This window comes from Sphingopyxis sp. BE259, from assembly GCF_031457495.1.
Classification (GTDB): Bacteria; Pseudomonadota; Alphaproteobacteria; order Sphingomonadales; family Sphingomonadaceae; genus Sphingopyxis.
In genome coordinates this window covers 1,807,803-1,822,061 of sequence record NZ_JAVDWM010000001.1, presented here as the reverse complement: position 1 = coordinate 1,822,061, position 14,259 = coordinate 1,807,803, and the positions used below count along the sequence as shown (strand labels likewise).

Below are 14,259 nucleotides of genomic sequence, written 5' to 3'. Positions count from 1 at the left end.
ACGATGGCGCGGCAACATCCCGAGGAACCGACGCTGGCCGAGCTGACGATCGAAGAGGTCAAGGCGATGGCCAAGCAGGGCATCGCGCATCCGTCGACCCGCCCGGTGCTGGTCGGCGGCGTCATCGGCGGGTTCATCGGGTTGCTGCTTGACGCGATAACCTGGCCGGTCGGGCTGTTCGCTGGCGCCGCGATTGCGCTGCTGATGCGGGTGCGTCGCTAGACCATGCGTTGCCCCTATTGCGGCCATGAAAACAGCCAGGTGAAGGACAGCCGCCCAACCGAGGACGGCGCCGCGATTCGCCGCCGCCGCCAGTGCGAGGATTGCGGCGCGCGCTTCACGACGTTCGAGCGTATTCAGCTGCGCGAAGTCGGCGTGCTCAAGGCCGATGGCCGCCGCGAGCCGTTCGATCGCGAGAAACTGATGCGCAGCATCCAGATCGCGTGCCGCAAGCGCCCGATCGACGGGGCGCGGATCGAACGGCTGGTGTCCGGAATCCAGCGCCAGCTCGAAACGTCAGGCGACAGCGAAGTCCAGGCGGCGCAGATCGGCGCGATGGTGATGGAAGCGCTGAAAGGCTTCGACAGTGTCGCCTATATCCGCTTTGCCAGCGTCTACCGCGAATTCACCGAAGCCAAGGATTTCGAAGAATTTGCGTCGTCGGTGACCGAAGCGGCGCATAAGAGTTAGACATTTCTTCTCCGATTTCCCGAGCGAAGACGAGGGACTATTTCGAGCGCAGCGAGAACCGTAGAAGCAGACGGCCTATGACATTCTGGACTTACATGCTGCGCTGCCGGGATGGCAGCTACTATATCGGCCATACAGATCAACTCGAGTTCAGGTTCGGGCAGCATCAGTCCGGGGAGATACCCGGCTATACCGCGACGCGGCGGCCCGTAGAACTTGTCTGGCGCGCTGAGTTTTCGACACGCGCGGAAGCCCTTGAAGCTGAGCGGCAGATAAAGGGATGGTCGCGCGCCAAAAAGGAAGCGCTGATACGCGATGACTGGCCCGCAATCCAAAGGCTCGCCAGCCGCGCGAAAATCCTTCGAAACGAGGCAGAGCCTTCGCCAAGCTCAGTCTCTGCCTCTCCTCAGGACGAACGGACGCAGACAAACCCCGTTCGTCCTGAGGAGCGACTGAGCCCCGGCGAAGGCGCGTCTCGAAGGACTACAATCTTGCCCCCCGTCATCATCCTCGTCCGCCCGCAGCTTGGCGAAAATATCGGCAAGGCGGCGCGCGCGATGCTCAATTTCGGGCTGACCGAATTGCGCCTGGTCGCCCCGCGCGACGGCTGGCCCAATCCTGACGCGGGTCCGGCGGCGGCAGGTGCCGACATTGTGCTGGCAGAGGCGCAGGTGTTTGCCAGCCTTGCCGAGGCGGTGGCCGATTGCACCACCATCTATGCCACCACGGTGCGCAAGCGCGGCGTCGCCAAGCCGGTGCTGACCCCCGAAGCCGCGGCGCAGGCAGTCCACGCCAGCGCGGGCCGTTCGGCCTATGTCTTTGGCGCCGAACGATCGGGGCTCGATACTGACGATGTCGCGCTGGCGCATGCCATCGTCACGGTGCCGATCAACCCCAAATTCGCGTCGCTCAATCTGGCGCAGGCGGTGATCCTGCTCGCCTATGAATGGTCGAAACACGCGCCGAGCGAAGCCGAGGGCGGTGTAGCGCTGGCCAGCCCGCCGGAGGTGCCGCTCGATCCCGTCGCCCCGCACGCTGAACTGGAGGAACTGATCCAGCATCTGGTTCGCGATCTGGACGCCAGCGGCTATTTCGTGCCGCCGGAACGGACGGAGGCGACGCTGCGCACCCTGCGCACCGCCCTGACCAAGACCGGGTGGTCGCACAATGATATCAGGATGATGCACGGGGTCATCACCAGTCTTGGCAGAGCGCCGCGACCACGATAGCAGGCGGCTCCCCTCTCTGGAGTGCCGTGATCCATGCTTTCCCTGTTGATTTCGTTGGCGCTTGCAACGCCGATCGCCGAAGCGCCGGCAGTCCCGCCGCCGACAGAAGCCGCCGCCAAGCCCGGAAAGGCGAAACCGAAGCTGATTTGCCGCCGGATCGCCGACGCCGACAGCCGTCTGGGTAGCCGCCTCGCCGAGCGCGATTGCCGCACGCAGGAAGCCTGGGACCGCCAAGCCGAATCGATCAACAAGCGGCCGATGACCGCAAAATAGGCGGCGCGGGCGCCCCCCGCGCCGCAACTCCGCCTCTTGGTCGCCGTGAGCCGCAGCGTCGATGGTGCAGTGCACCAGTATACTTGGCCATCGCGCGATCGGCGCCTATGCCACCATGTTATTCAGGAGTCTGATTCGCATGATGATTTTGTTGCTCTCCCTCAGCCTGTCGGCGGCATCGCTGGATGCGGCCACCGCCGCACCAGCGGCGACCACCGGCGTCAGCAAACCCGCAAAGCCCGCCAAACCCAAGAAGGTATGCCAAAAAGTCGAAGTCACCGGCAGCACGGTGCCGAAGCGCGTCTGCCGCATCGTCGCCGAACCAGCCAAGCCTGTCCCCGACGCGGCCCGCGCCGATGGCGCCTTGCCGTCGGACGGCGCCGCCAACTAATCCATTCGCTCAGCGATCGGCGCGGATTTGGTCCCACTTGGCGGCCTCATACGCGATCGATTGTTCGACCAGTTCGTTCCATACCGCGCGCAGCCGTTCGGGCGCCAGCCCGGCGGCCGCGGCTTCGCGCGCGACATTGTCAAGCACTTCGGCCTTGCGCGCTTCGTCGCGCACCGCGGCGCGGTCTTCCTTGATCCGCGCGGCGGCGTCCATATAGCCGAACCGCCGGACGAGCAGCGCGACAAGCTGGCGATCGACGTCATCGACCCCGGCGCGCACATCGATCATGGTTTCGCAGGTTTCGGGAGATTTGGCAGCGGTCATGCGCGCTGCCTTTAGCGGTTTTTGCGATGCTGTCGAGGATGCGTCCACGCTGCCCTGCCGCGCTTGACTTTGCCCCCGGCCCGGTCTAACCGCGCGCCTTCGCAATGGACCCTGCACCCCGGTGAAGCAGCGGTCGCATATGGTGTCGAGCCTGTCGAGATACCCATATGGTGCGACCCGGGACACGCCGAAATCCTTCGGCACACAGCATATTGGAGACGACATATGTCGAAGCGCCAGAGCGCCAAGTATAAACTCGACCGCCGGATGGGCGAGAACATCTGGGGTCGCCCCAAGAGCCCGGTCAACCGCCGCGAATATGGCCCCGGCCAGCACGGCCAGCGCCGCAAGGGCAAGGTGTCGGATTTCGGCATCCAGCTGCGCGCGAAGCAGAAGCTGAAGGGCTATTACGGCGACATCACCGAAAAGCAGTTCAAGAAGAACTATTTCGAAGCGTCGCGGATGAAGGGCGACACCGGCCAGAACCTGATCGGCCTGCTCGAACGCCGCCTCGACGCGGTCGTCTATCGCTCGAAATTCACCCCGACGATCTTTTCGGCGCGTCAGTTGGTCAGCCACGGTCACGTCTATGTGAATGGCGTGAAGTGCAACATCGCCAGCCGCCTGGTGAAGCCGGGCGACGAAGTCACCCTGGGCAAAAAGGCACAGGAAATGGCGCTGGTCGCCGAAGCGCAGAGCCTGCCCGAACGCGACCTGCCCGAATATCTGTCGGTTGACGGCACCAAATCGACCTATGTCCGCGTCCCGACGCTCGACGAAGTGCCCTATCCGGTGAAGATGGAGCCCAATCTGGTCGTCGAATTCTATTCGCGCTGATCGGTTCGATCACGAACTTCAAAAAGGGGCGGGCCGACAACGGGCCGCCCCTTTTTTGGTTTTAACGCGCCAGAAAGGTCGTGATGCGCGCCAGCATCGCGGTTCGCACGTCGCTGTCGGTCAAGCTGTGCGCCAGCCCGGGATATTCTACCAATTCGACGGTCTTTCCCGACGCCGCCAGCGCCCGTTTCATCATGCGAGCCTGTTCGATATCGACATTCTGATCAAGTGTGCCGTGAAACATCAGCACCGGAACGCCAATTTTTTCCGCATTCTGCGCCGGCGACCCTTCGCGAACATGCGGACCCGAACCAATGAAATCGCGGGTGATCGATCCCGATCGATATTTTTCGCTTTCGAGCTTCAGCTCGGCGAGATCGGTGACCGGAGCGATCGCGACGATCGAACGGAACAGGTCGGGCGCGACGACCCCCGATTGCAATGCCGCATAGCCACCATAGGACCAGCCGACGATCGATAGTTTTGCCGGGTCGGCCCCTTCCCTGATCAACCAGCGACCGGCATCGGTGACATCGCCGATTGCGGTCCGCCACGATTGAAAACCATTGTTTTGGTACCATTGATCGCCATAGCCCGAAGAGCCGCGATAATTGGGCTGGACCACCGCAAAACCGCGCGCCGCGAAATATTGCGAAAGCCAGTCGAACCCCCATTCGTCGCGCGACGACGGCCCGCCGTGCGGCATGACGATAGCGGGCAGACCCTTCGCAGTCGTGCGCCCGGGCGGCAGCGTCAGATAGCCTGGAATCACCGTGCCGTCGGCCGCCGGATACTGGATCGCCTTGACCGGCGACAGCGCCTGGTCGGCGAGCATCGGACGATCCTCAAGCAGCGGGCGGAGTTGTTTTGCGGCGGGGGTGTAGCGATAATAGCGGCCGGCATCGACATCCGACCCCGCCCAGACCAGCCACTGACTCTCATCCGCCGAAGCGTCGAGGAAATAGACGTCGCGCCCCGCGAGCGCTTTGGATAATGCACCGGCCATCGCCGCCACCTTGGTGTCGGTGGTCACCATCTTGCGACGATCGGTGGCGTAAGTGGCCCCGACCACCCGGCGCTCGCGCCCAACGCGGACCAGTCCATCGACATCAACCTCGGGATGCCGAAACAGGATATCGCCGCGTCCGCTACCGTCGAGCCGGACCGCGCTGACCGCCAAGCGGCCGTCCACTTTGGCAAAGCCGATGGCGCGGTCGGTGGCGGCGTCGACGGTCACGGGGTCGAACCCCTCGTTGGTCAGGACATTGACGGCAGAGAGGGTTTGCCAGTCACCGCCCTGGCCCGGCTTGAAAAAATAGCGGATCACGCCACTGACATAGCCAGTTTGCCCCTTTTGGCCCTGCGTCCCCATGATCCGGACCTTGCCCTTGCCGTCGGTTATATATTCGACGGCGTCGCGGCGGGGTTTTTCGACGACCTTGATTGCGCCGCTGGTGGCGTCCATCAGATCGACTCCCATGCCCTCGTCATCCTTGACGATCAGCGACGCCGACTCGCGGTTGGCCTCGCGAACATGGCTTCGCATCACCAGTACGGCGCCGGCGGGGCCGGGCTGCCAATCGATCACGCTGCCACCGCGCAGATCGATGCCGAGCGCATTGGCGCCGCGCCGCGTGCTCAACGTCCGAACGTCGCCGCCCGCGGAGTCCACACTAACCAAGGTCGTGAAGCCGTAAATATCGTCTCCATATTTCTGCCGGCCGCCAACCTGGCAGATGATCCGGGCGTCGGTCGCCCAGCGACACCAGGACAGCATTTCGGGGTCGCCGCTGGCGCGCAATATGCGGCGCGGCGTCGCGCCGTCGGCGATGTCGACGACATAAAGATCGTTCGCCTGCCCCTTGCTCGGGGCGACGAACGCCAATTTGGCGCCATCCGGCGACAGGCTGACCTGGGTGACGCCGGCCAGCGTGCCAAAGCGCCGCGCCACTTCGTCCTCTTGCGCCACGACCGGTGCCGAACCCGTGGCCAGTCCAAACCCCAGCACGCCCAGCCAGCGACCCCGCATCCGATATCCCCCTGTTTTATGGCCCCGTTTTCCTCTGCTAGAGCGCCGATCAGCGATTTCCAAGGACGAAAAGTTGCAGCGTGGCAGCGATGCTTGCGCCCGCCGCGCCCGGCTGGCACAACCCCGCAATCACACGCCAAAGCCCAAGGACATGCCATGCTTCGTTTCCCCCGAACGACCGCCGCGCTCGCGGTTCTTTTGACCGTTGCCGCGTGCAACGCGTCGGACAAAGCGGCCGCGCCCGCCGCCACTGCCATCCCCGACGTCGAAATCCCCGAACTGTCGCTCGCGACGTTGCAGGAAATCACGAAAGAGCTGTCGCTCGACGCCTATGAAGGCCGCGCACCGGGCACGCCGGGCGAGGAAAAGACCGTCGCTTATCTGATCAAGAAATATCAGGAAGCGGGGCTGAAACCCGGCAACAACGGCAGCTGGACGCAGGATGTGCCGCTGGTCGAGATTACCGCGAAAAACGCGACGCCGCTGACCTTCACCGGCGGCAAGACCCCGGTCACCGCGCAATATGCGAAGGATTATGTCGCGTTCAGTTACCGGGTGCAGCCGACCACCGCGGTCAAGGACAGCGACGTCGTCTTTGTCGGATATGGCATCAACGCCCCCGAAAAGGGCTGGAACGACTATGCTGGCCTGGATGTGAAGGGCAAGACCGTCGTCGTTCTGGTCAACGATCCCGACTGGCAGACCGCCGAAGCCAAGGGCGAATTCAACGGCCGCGCGATGACCTATTATGGCCGCTGGTCGTATAAATATGAGGAAGCGGCGCGGCAGGGCGCGGCCGCGGTGCTGATCGTCCACGACACCGAACCCGCCGCCTATGGCTGGAACGTCGTCGAATCGAGCAACACCGGCACCCAATATCTGGCCGAAAGCAAGGACGGCGGCGCCAGCCAGACCGTCGCCAACGGCTGGATTCAGCTGCCCAAGGCGAAAGAGTTGTTCGCCAGCGCCGGGCAGGATTTCGACGCCCTGCGCGATGCGGCGAAGAAGAAGGGGTTCAAGCCCGTCGCGCTGACGGGCGTGAAGGCCAACTTCGGTTTTGATAACGAGATCGCCAAAAAGATGTCGCGCAACGTTATCGGCGTGTTGCCGGGGGCGAAGCGTCCCGACGAATATGTGCTTTATACCGGGCATTGGGACCATCTGGGCCGCTGCAGCCCGGTCGATGGCGACGACATCTGCAACGGCGCGGTCGACAATGCCACCGGCATCGCGGGCCTGGTCACGTTGGCGCAGGCGTTCAACAAGGCGGGCGCGCCCGACCGCAGCATCGTGTTCCTGGCCGTGACCGCGGAGGAATCGGGGCTGCTCGGGTCGAAATTTTATGCCGAAAACCCGGTGTTCCCGCTGTCGCAGACCGTCGGCGGGGTGAATATGGACGCGCTGAACTCGGTCGGCCCGGCAAAGGACATCGTGGTCGTCGGCGGCGGCAAATCCGAACTCGACGCCTATGTCGAAAAACTCGCCAAGATGGAGGGCCGCACGGTCAAGGCCGAACCGACCCCCGAAAAGGGCTTCTACTACCGCTCCGATCACTTCAGCTTTGCCAAGCTGGGCGTCCCGATGTTCAACTTCGGCAGCGGCGACGAGCTGGTCGAGGGCGGCGTCGAGGCGGGTCAGAAAGCGTCCGAAGACTATGAAAAGAACCGCTATCACGCGCCCGGTGACGAATATGAGGCAATCACCAACTGGGGCGGTATGATGGCCGACCTGCGCCTCTATTACGCCGCGGGCCGGATGCTGGCGATGACCGACGCGTGGCCGAACTGGGTGGAGGGCGACGAATTCCGCGCCGCCCGCGACAAGTCGCGCGCCGCGAAGTAAGGGTCCCTTCCCTTCCGTTTGTGCTGAGCTTGTCGAAGCTCCGTTTTTCTTTTGCGTTGAAAGAAAGAACGGCCCTTCGACAGGCTCAGGGCGAACGGAATATGGGGCCGCTTTAGAACGAGAAAACGCATGACCTTACGCATGCCCGCCGAATGGGCGCCGCACGAAGCGGTGTGGATCGGCTTTCCGCACCTCACCGACGAATGGTCGGGGCAGATCGACGCCGCGCGGCGCGATGTCGCCGCCTTTGCCAATGCCGTTCACGACGGCGGGCGCGGCGAGACGGTGCATCTGCTTGTGCGTGATCATGCCAACGCCGACATTGCCGAGACGCTCGTCGATGAAGGTGTACAGCTATTCGTCGTTCCCTTCGGCGATATCTGGCTGCGCGACACAGGCCCGATCATCGTCGGCACCGGCACCAGGCGCGAGGCGCGCAATTTCGACTTCAATTGGTGGGGCAACAAGTTCGTGATGCCCGGCGACCGGGAAATCGGGGCGATCCTGGCCGCGCACGCAGATATGCCGACCCAGCACCTCGACTGGGTGCTGGAAGGCGGCGGCATCGACGTTGATGGTCGCGGGCTGTGCGTGACCACCGAAGAATGTCTTCTCAACAGCAATCGCAACCCGACCCTGACGCGCGAGGACATCGCGGAGCGGCTGCGTCAGTCGCTGGGCATCGAGCGGCTGCTGTGGCTGGGCAACGGGCTGGTCGGTGACCATACCGACGGTCATGTCGATAATCTGGCGCGTTTCGTTGGCGAAGGGCGGCTGGCGCTGCCGGTAGCGGCGGGCGCAGATGATCCCAACGCGCACGTCTATGCCGACGCCCGTGCGCGCACCGCGGCGTTCGGCGGCGTCGAGATCGTCGACCTGCCCTCGCCCGGGCGGGTCGAGGTGGGCGGCGAAATCGCGGCGGCGAGCTATATGAACTTCTATATCGGCAACAGCGTCGTCGTCGTGCCGACCTATGGCGTCGCGAACGACCAAGCCGCGGTCGATGCACTCGGCGCGCTGTTCCCGGACCGCCGCGTCGTCGGCGTTCCGGCGCTCGGCATCATCGCCGGGGGCGGCAGTTTCCATTGTTCGAGCCAACAGCTTCCGGCATAGCGCGACGATGACCCGCACCATCACTGTCGCCGCGTTGCAGCTGCCCCTGCCCGGCCCCGTCCAGCCGAACATCGACGCGGTCACCGCGCTCGTCGAGGAAGCGGCGGCGCAGGGCGCGCAGGTCATCCTGCCGCCCGAACTGTTTGAGGGCCCCTATTTCTGTCAGGTCGAGGATGAGGCCTTGTTCGCCAGCGCCCGTCCGACTGCCGAGCATCCCAGTGTCATCGCCATGCAGGCGCTCGCAGCCAAGCTGAAGGTCGCGATCCCGACCAGCTTTTTCGAGCGCGAGGGGCATCATTATTACAACACGCTGGCGATGATCGGCCCCGATGGTGCGATCATGGGCACCTATCGCAAGAGCCACATTCCCGACGGTCCGGGTTATGAAGAGAAATATTATTTCCGCCCCGGCAACAGCGGCTTCAAGGTGTGGGATGTGTTCGGGGCGCGGATCGGCGTCGGGGTGTGCTGGGACCAATGGTATCCCGAATGCGCGCGCGCCATGGCGTTGATGGGCGCCGAACTGCTATTCTACCCAACCGCGATCGGCAGCGAGCCCTATGACGCCGACCTCGACACCAGCCGCATGTGGCGCCGTGCGATGCAGGGCCATGCGGTGTCGAACTGTATGCCGGTGATCGCCGCCAACCGCATCGGCAGCGAGGGCGGCGCCAATTTCTATGGCCACAGCTTCATCAGCGACGAATGGGGCGATTTGACCCAGGAATTTGGCGCCAGCGAAACCGGGGTGCTGGTCGCGACGATCGATCTCGACCGCGCGGCCAAGCACCGCGCCGGGATGGGCTTTTTCCGCGACCGCCGACCCCAGCTGTACGGACGGCTCGTCGAAGACATCTGAGTCGGCTCAGCCCTGAAAGCGGTGGATGCTTTCCAGATCGGCGCGATCGAGCGGCTGGGTCAGCCACAGGCCGCCGCGGCCCGCCCGCGACCAGCGCACGATCGCCCGCCGCTTGACCCCGCCCGCGAGGATCAGATCGAGTTCCTTGCCCACCTCGAAATGGCCGTCGTGGAGGAAACCCGCGCCATGCTGTGACAAATCGACGAGCTCGATGTTGCCGGTGCCCTCGTCGGTCACCGCCTGCGCCCGGCTATGCACCGGCAGGCGCGGCTGGCGATAGCCGGTGGCGCGCTGTTCGGCTGCCAATTGTTTCAGAACGTCGGCGACATCGACCTCTTTGTCGAAGGCGACGCCGCAGCGCCCCTCTTTCGACCAGACGACATGCCCGATCAGTGTCACCGTATCCGACAACGCGATTTCAAGCCGTTCGCCGACGCTGATCGGCACATCAGCGGCCAGCATCATGCCGCGATCGGACATATTGCGGACCCGCCACAGGCCCGCGTCACCATTCCGCATGACCTTTGCGATCCGCCAGACGGTGCGATACCGATCTGCGCCGCGGCGATCGGTATCGGCGACGGCAGCATCCCGCTCGTCGGCAGGAGGGGAGAAGCGATGCTGATTCATGTCGTCCACCTTATCGAAGCAGCGTCAGGGAACGACAGTTCCCGATCCATATCGCGACAAACATCAATCCTGGCCCATGATAATATCAAAAAAGTCATTATTATTCAACGTTATTGCTGGTCATAGTTAACTCTCAATAAGCGAAGCAAGGCGGATTACAGACGAACCTGATCGCTAACCGTGAATAAACTTCGTATTTTGCATATTTTAACGGTGCCGCAACGGCGACATTAAGACCCAATTTGAAAGCATTTCATCGCGGCATCAGCCGGTCAACCCGTGGGCGGCCTGATTGGCGGCCGATGCCGGCCACAAGGCGACACGACGCCCGGCCGCCGACCTATCGCGGCGCCCACCCGCTGTCGCGGGCGGTGCGCTCGGCTTCGGCGCCCAGCGGTTCGCCGACCATCATGCTGGCCGCCATCGCCGCCAGTTCGCCCGACGCCGCCTGGCGATAGTCGCCGCGCGGCTGCCCACGCCGGGTGCGTTCCAGTTGCCAGCCGCCGTCGGCGCGGCAGCCGATACCGTCGATCGTGCCGCTTTCGAAACTGCGGCAATAGCGACCGGCGTTGTCGCGGAAGCTGAGCCCGATCCGTACCGAAGCGTCGGCGGCCTGGTTCGATGCCAGCCGGGTATCGAGCGCGTCGGCCAGCGGTCCAGACGCCACAAGCACGCCATTGTCGCTCGTCACATCGGCGGTCGGCCCCCATGGCTGCAACCCGATCGTCAGGCCGATCACCAGCGATGCCGCCAGCGCCCCCCAATGCATCGCTTCAAAGCGCGGCCGCTTGATGGCGCGGCGGGCGTCCAAACTGGTATCGACCTTGCCATCCGCGACCAACAGCGCGCGCAGGCGCTCGGGCACGGCTTCTTCGGCAATGGGGTCATAATGGGCGGTCAATTGGCTTCGCAGCGCCCGCAGGCGCGCAATCTCTGCCGCCAAAGCCGTGTCGCTGGCCGCGTCGCGTTCGACCCGGCGTGCCGTCAGGTCGTCGAGTTCGCCGTCGACGAACGCCGCGACGATGTCGGGGTCAAAGCTCATGCTGCCTCTCCCAGATAATGGATCAATGTTTCGCGCCCGCGCGCCAGGCGCGAGGTGACGGTGCCGATCGGCACCTCCAATATGTCCGCGGCTTCGCGGTAGGCATAGCCTTCGACGAGCACGAGCATGACGACCTCACGCTGCTCGTCGGGCAACCGCGCCATCGCGCCATCGACGTCGCCGCGCAAAGCGCCGACCTCGACCTCGGCGATCCCGTCGCCGGCGATCTGCACAACGTCGCCGTCAATCGATTGATGCGGGCCGCGGCGCCCGGCGGCGCGGCGCTCGTCGATCCAGAGGTTACGAGTGATGCGATACATCCAGCTATCCAGTCTTGTTCCGTGTTGCCACTGATCGCGTGATTTCAAGGCGCGTTCGATGGCCGCCTGACACAGGTCGTCGGCATCGCTGGCGTGCCGCGTCAAGCCGCGCGCAAACCGGCGCAAGCGCGGTAACAGGGCCACCAGTTCGTCTTCGAAGCGCATATCTGCCTTTTCATCACAGCTGCGGAAGAAACGACGCGATCCTATCGTTTCTTCCCCGACATGCTAAAGTTTTTCCGAAAACTGCCGCTGGCCCTGACACCGCCCATCCCGACCGAGGAATTTTCGTGCGCTATCTGACCGCTTTATTGCTGATGATCGGCCTGCTGTTGAGCAACGGGCCGCAGCTGCGCGCCCAGATTGCGCTGCCTTCGGTCCAGCTGCCCGATGCGGCGCGCACGCTGCCCACGCTCCCCAAACTTGGTAACCAGCCGCTGATCGCGGTGGGCGATACATTGGCCCAGGCACGACTGGGCCGGATGACCGACCTGTTGCGCACACAACGCGATCGGATCGAGCCTGACCGCAATGGCGAGCCTGCGGTTCGCGGCATCCTGATCGCCACGGTATCGACGACGCGATGATTGCGCGCGCGCAAAGTGACGGGTTCAAACTGATCGGGCGCGAACGCATCGACGGGCTCGATCTGGAAATCGCCCGCTTTGCCGTGCCGCCCGGGCAAAGTGTGGCGCGGGCGCAAAAGCGCCTCGCCAAGCGCCTGCCCGATGCCGCCATCGATGCCGATCATCTCTATTTCGCAAGCGGACCGGGCGGTTTGCTGCCCACCGCGGCGCTGGCGACTGCTCCCGCGCGATCATCCGTCCCTACGCTGGGGCTGATCGACGGCGGCGTTGCCGCGCATCCTTCGGTGGCCGGCCGGGTCGAGCAGCGCGGCTTTGCCAGTGGCGCGCCGACAGCCAGTCGCCACGGGACGGCGGTCGCATCGCTGCTGATCGGCAACGGCAATGTGCGCGGCGCGGCGCCGGGACAATCGCTGCTGGCCGCTGATGTCTATGGCACCGACCCGGCCGGCGGCAACGCAAGCGCCATCGCGCGGGCGCTCGGGTGGCTCGCCGCGCGCCGCGTGGCGGTGACAACAATCAGCCTGGTCGGCCCCGACAACAAGCTGCTCGCCATCGCGGTGTCGCGGGCCCAGCAGCGCGGCATGTTGATCGTCGCTGCGGTCGGCAACGACGGCCCCGCGGCGCCCCCGGCGTATCCGGCCTCTTATCACGGAGTGTTCGCGGTGACCGGCGTCGACGCCAAAGAGCGTGTCCTGACCGAAGCCGGACGCGCGCTGCATGTGGATTTCGCCGCCCCTGGCGCCGCGGTACTCGCCGCCACCGGCGCCGCCGCGACCGAAAGGCTGCGCGGCACGTCGTTTGCCGCGCCGCTGGTCGCCGGACGCCTCGCCCACCATTATCCCGCCGTATCGACCGACCATATCGCCGCCGCCGTCACCGCGCTGGTCGTCGAGGCCCGCGACTTGGGCAAGGCGGGCCGCGACAAAATCTATGGCCATGGCCTGATCTGCGGGCGTTGCGGCGGTCGGTAACACCGGCGGTCTTTTTTTCGGAAGAATTTCGCCAGCCCCATCGTTCTCCACTCAGACCCGCTCCTGCGGGTCGCAAATTCAGGAGACGAGCAATGGCAAATCGTATTTTCATCTCGAGCCTCGCGCTGGCCGCGGCGGCAATGGCATTTTCGACCCCCGCGTCGGCGCAGCTCTTGGGCGGCAGCGGCGGGCTTGGTGGCGGTTTGGGCGGCGGGCTCGGCAGCGGTCTGGGCGGGACGCTCGGCAATCCGACGGGGCCGATCGGCGGCACCCTCGGCTCCGCCGGTGAGCTCAGCGGGTCGGGGCGCGGCGACACCCAGATCGATCGCCGCTCGGGCCGCGTCCAGGGCAAGGGCAGCGCCGATGCGCGCGGCAACGGATCGGCCAACGGCAAGGGCGACCTGCTCGGCAACCGCCTGGGCGGCAGCGCCACCGGGTCGGGCAGCGCCGCGAGCAGCGGCGCCATCGACGCCCAGGCGGTCGGCACCGACTTTGTCGGTCAAACGGCGCGCGGCGCAGTCAGCACCGCACAGGGCACCGCTTCGACCGTTACCGGCACCGCGCGCGGTGCGGTCGGGACTGTCCGTGATCGGGCCGGTGGCGCGCTGTCAGGCGTCTCAGGCAGTGCCAGCGGCGCCGGCGCGATCGCGGGCAGCTTCCAGGGCAGTCTGGGCGAGCTCGCCGCCGCGGGAAGCGGCGCGGCGAACGGCAGCGGCATGTTCGCGGTCGAGCCCGGCATGCCGGTCACCGACCCGCGCGGCAAAGTGATCGGCTATGTTCAGGAACTGCGCCAGACCGGCCGCGGTGTGGTGCAGGCGGTGACCGTTGAAGTCGGCGACCGCGTCGCGACGCTGCCCGCCGCCAGTTTTGCGGGTTCGGGCGACGTGCTGGTCACCGGCATGACCAAGGGCCAGCTAAAAAAAGCCGCCGATCAGCAAAGCGCTGACCAGCAGGATGGGGCCGCGAGCGCGCCCGCCAGCCAGTCTGCGAGCCCGTCAGCCGTTCAGCCGGCGAGCCAGCCGACATCGCAGGGCGCCCAGAAAAGCAATCGCGCCGATCGGGGCAGCGCCCGCGCCGACTGACGCTGGTCATCGTGAGAGGGAATACGCCGGCCGTTCTGCC

The 14,259-nt window shown here is 65.1% G+C and carries 17 protein-coding genes and 1 pseudogene; 13 read left to right on the top strand and 5 right to left on the bottom strand.

Annotation, left to right across the window (positions count from 1 at the left end):
* The first annotated feature begins 3 nt into the window (after window positions 1-3).
* The 6 genes and pseudogenes from J2X44_RS08805 (at window position 4) to J2X44_RS08780 (ending at window position 2,583) form a co-directional block, all read left to right on the top strand.
* Window positions 4-222 carry a hypothetical protein gene (locus tag J2X44_RS08805; RefSeq protein WP_310089134.1) on the top strand — a complete coding sequence of 73 codons (219 nt, stop codon included), beginning with the start codon at window positions 4-6 and terminating at the stop codon, window positions 220-222.
* A gap of 3 nt (window positions 223-225) precedes the next feature.
* The gene (gene nrdR / locus J2X44_RS08800; RefSeq protein ID WP_310089133.1) at window positions 226-690 is read left to right on the top strand and encodes a transcriptional regulator NrdR; all 465 of its coding nucleotides are present in this window, start codon (window positions 226-228) and stop codon (window positions 688-690) included.
* A gap of 77 nt (window positions 691-767) precedes the next feature.
* Window positions 768-977, top strand: a pseudogene (locus J2X44_RS08795) (GIY-YIG nuclease family protein); the annotation flags it as partial.
* 204 nt (window positions 978-1,181) lie between these two features.
* Window positions 1,182-1,919: a TrmH family RNA methyltransferase gene (locus J2X44_RS08790; RefSeq protein ID WP_310089376.1), complete on the top strand. Its 738-nt coding sequence runs from the start codon at window positions 1,182-1,184 to the stop codon at window positions 1,917-1,919.
* Window positions 1,920-1,952: 33 nt separating this feature from the next.
* Entirely contained in the window at window positions 1,953-2,192 is a 240-nt protein-coding gene (locus tag J2X44_RS08785; RefSeq protein ID WP_310089132.1) for a hypothetical protein, read from the top strand.
* Window positions 2,193-2,331: 139 nt separating this feature from the next.
* Window positions 2,332-2,583, top strand: coding sequence for a hypothetical protein (locus J2X44_RS08780; protein ID WP_310089131.1), 252 nt, complete (start codon window positions 2,332-2,334; stop codon window positions 2,581-2,583).
* Between the two features lie 9 nt (window positions 2,584-2,592).
* On the opposite strand, the gene J2X44_RS08775 is transcribed toward J2X44_RS08780, so the two are convergent.
* Window positions 2,593-2,907 (bottom strand): chorismate mutase, encoded by a 315-nt coding sequence (locus tag J2X44_RS08775; RefSeq protein WP_310089130.1) that lies wholly within the window; start codon window positions 2,905-2,907, stop codon window positions 2,593-2,595.
* A 225-nt stretch (window positions 2,908-3,132) separates the two neighbouring features.
* Between J2X44_RS08775 and rpsD the strand changes: the two genes are divergently transcribed.
* Window positions 3,133-3,744, top strand: a complete 612-nt coding sequence (rpsD, locus tag J2X44_RS08770; protein ID WP_310089129.1) for a 30S ribosomal protein S4 — start codon at window positions 3,133-3,135, stop codon at window positions 3,742-3,744.
* A gap of 61 nt (window positions 3,745-3,805) precedes the next feature.
* Here rpsD and J2X44_RS08765 read toward each other — a convergent pair whose 3' ends face one another.
* Window positions 3,806-5,773, bottom strand: a complete 1,968-nt coding sequence (locus J2X44_RS08765; protein ID WP_310089128.1) for a S9 family peptidase — start codon at window positions 5,771-5,773, stop codon at window positions 3,806-3,808.
* Between the two features lie 156 nt (window positions 5,774-5,929).
* Here J2X44_RS08765 and J2X44_RS08760 point away from each other — a divergent pair, with 156 nt between their 5' ends.
* From J2X44_RS08760 to aguB, 3 genes are all read left to right on the top strand, one after another.
* Window positions 5,930-7,615, top strand: a complete 1,686-nt coding sequence (locus J2X44_RS08760; RefSeq protein ID WP_310089127.1) for a M28 family metallopeptidase — start codon at window positions 5,930-5,932, stop codon at window positions 7,613-7,615.
* Between the two features lie 129 nt (window positions 7,616-7,744).
* On the top strand, window positions 7,745-8,728 hold the full coding sequence (locus J2X44_RS08755; RefSeq protein WP_310089126.1) for an agmatine deiminase family protein: 984 nt from the start codon (window positions 7,745-7,747) through the stop codon (window positions 8,726-8,728).
* Between the two features lie 7 nt (window positions 8,729-8,735).
* Complete coding sequence (gene aguB, locus J2X44_RS08750; protein WP_310089125.1) at window positions 8,736-9,587, top strand: N-carbamoylputrescine amidase; 852 nt, start codon at window positions 8,736-8,738, stop codon at window positions 9,585-9,587.
* A gap of 6 nt (window positions 9,588-9,593) precedes the next feature.
* Here aguB and J2X44_RS08745 read toward each other — a convergent pair whose 3' ends face one another.
* From J2X44_RS08745 to J2X44_RS08735, 3 genes are all read right to left on the bottom strand, one after another.
* Window positions 9,594-10,217 (bottom strand): PilZ domain-containing protein, encoded by a 624-nt coding sequence (locus J2X44_RS08745; protein WP_310089124.1) that lies wholly within the window; start codon window positions 10,215-10,217, stop codon window positions 9,594-9,596.
* A 340-nt stretch (window positions 10,218-10,557) separates the two neighbouring features.
* Window positions 10,558-11,259, bottom strand: coding sequence for an anti-sigma factor (locus tag J2X44_RS08740; RefSeq protein ID WP_310089123.1), 702 nt, complete (start codon window positions 11,257-11,259; stop codon window positions 10,558-10,560).
* Window positions 11,256-11,744, bottom strand: a complete 489-nt coding sequence (locus J2X44_RS08735) for an RNA polymerase sigma factor (protein ID WP_310089122.1) — start codon at window positions 11,742-11,744, stop codon at window positions 11,256-11,258. Before J2X44_RS08735 ends, J2X44_RS08740 begins: the two co-directional genes overlap by 4 nt.
* Before the next feature lie 125 nt (window positions 11,745-11,869).
* On the opposite strand from J2X44_RS08735, the gene J2X44_RS08730 reads away from it, so the two are divergent.
* The 3 genes from J2X44_RS08730 to J2X44_RS08720 all read left to right on the top strand — a co-directional run bounded on the left by J2X44_RS08730 (window position 11,870) and on the right by J2X44_RS08720 (window position 14,219).
* Window positions 11,870-12,166 (top strand): hypothetical protein, encoded by a 297-nt coding sequence (locus J2X44_RS08730; protein ID WP_310089121.1) that lies wholly within the window; start codon window positions 11,870-11,872, stop codon window positions 12,164-12,166.
* Window positions 12,163-13,137 carry a S8 family serine peptidase gene (locus J2X44_RS08725; protein WP_310089120.1) on the top strand — a complete coding sequence of 325 codons (975 nt, stop codon included), beginning with the start codon at window positions 12,163-12,165 and terminating at the stop codon, window positions 13,135-13,137. Before J2X44_RS08730 ends, J2X44_RS08725 begins: the two co-directional genes overlap by 4 nt.
* 92 nt (window positions 13,138-13,229) lie before the next feature.
* Complete coding sequence (locus tag J2X44_RS08720; protein WP_310089119.1) at window positions 13,230-14,219, top strand: hypothetical protein; 990 nt, start codon at window positions 13,230-13,232, stop codon at window positions 14,217-14,219.
* The last annotated feature ends 40 nt before the right edge of the window (window positions 14,220-14,259 follow it).

Bases quoted from the DNA above. Each gene is read 5' to 3' on its own strand.
- J2X44_RS08785 (WP_310089132.1), top strand. From the start codon at position 1,953: ATGCTTTCCCTGTTGATTTCGTTGGCGCTTGCAACGCCGATCGCCGAA.
- rpsD (WP_310089129.1), top strand. From the start codon at position 3,133: ATGTCGAAGCGCCAGAGCGCCAAGTATAAACTCGACCGCCGGATGGGC.
- nrdR (WP_310089133.1), top strand. From the start codon at position 226: ATGCGTTGCCCCTATTGCGGCCATGAAAACAGCCAGGTGAAGGACAGC.
- J2X44_RS08775 (WP_310089130.1), bottom strand. From the start codon at position 2,907: ATGACCGCTGCCAAATCTCCCGAAACCTGCGAAACCATGATCGATGTG.
- J2X44_RS08805 (WP_310089134.1), top strand. From the start codon at position 4: ATGGCGCGGCAACATCCCGAGGAACCGACGCTGGCCGAGCTGACGATC.
- J2X44_RS08745 (WP_310089124.1), bottom strand. From the start codon at position 10,217: ATGAATCAGCATCGCTTCTCCCCTCCTGCCGACGAGCGGGATGCTGCC.
- aguB (WP_310089125.1), top strand. From the start codon at position 8,736: ATGACCCGCACCATCACTGTCGCCGCGTTGCAGCTGCCCCTGCCCGGC.
- J2X44_RS08735 (WP_310089122.1), bottom strand. From the start codon at position 11,744: ATGCGCTTCGAAGACGAACTGGTGGCCCTGTTACCGCGCTTGCGCCGG.
- J2X44_RS08765 (WP_310089128.1), bottom strand. From the start codon at position 5,773: ATGCGGGGTCGCTGGCTGGGCGTGCTGGGGTTTGGACTGGCCACGGGT.
- J2X44_RS08780 (WP_310089131.1), top strand. From the start codon at position 2,332: ATGATGATTTTGTTGCTCTCCCTCAGCCTGTCGGCGGCATCGCTGGAT.
- J2X44_RS08720 (WP_310089119.1), top strand. From the start codon at position 13,230: ATGGCAAATCGTATTTTCATCTCGAGCCTCGCGCTGGCCGCGGCGGCA.
- J2X44_RS08755 (WP_310089126.1), top strand. From the start codon at position 7,745: ATGACCTTACGCATGCCCGCCGAATGGGCGCCGCACGAAGCGGTGTGG.
- J2X44_RS08760 (WP_310089127.1), top strand. From the start codon at position 5,930: ATGCTTCGTTTCCCCCGAACGACCGCCGCGCTCGCGGTTCTTTTGACC.
- J2X44_RS08725 (WP_310089120.1), top strand. From the start codon at position 12,163: ATGATTGCGCGCGCGCAAAGTGACGGGTTCAAACTGATCGGGCGCGAA.
- J2X44_RS08740 (WP_310089123.1), bottom strand. From the start codon at position 11,259: ATGAGCTTTGACCCCGACATCGTCGCGGCGTTCGTCGACGGCGAACTC.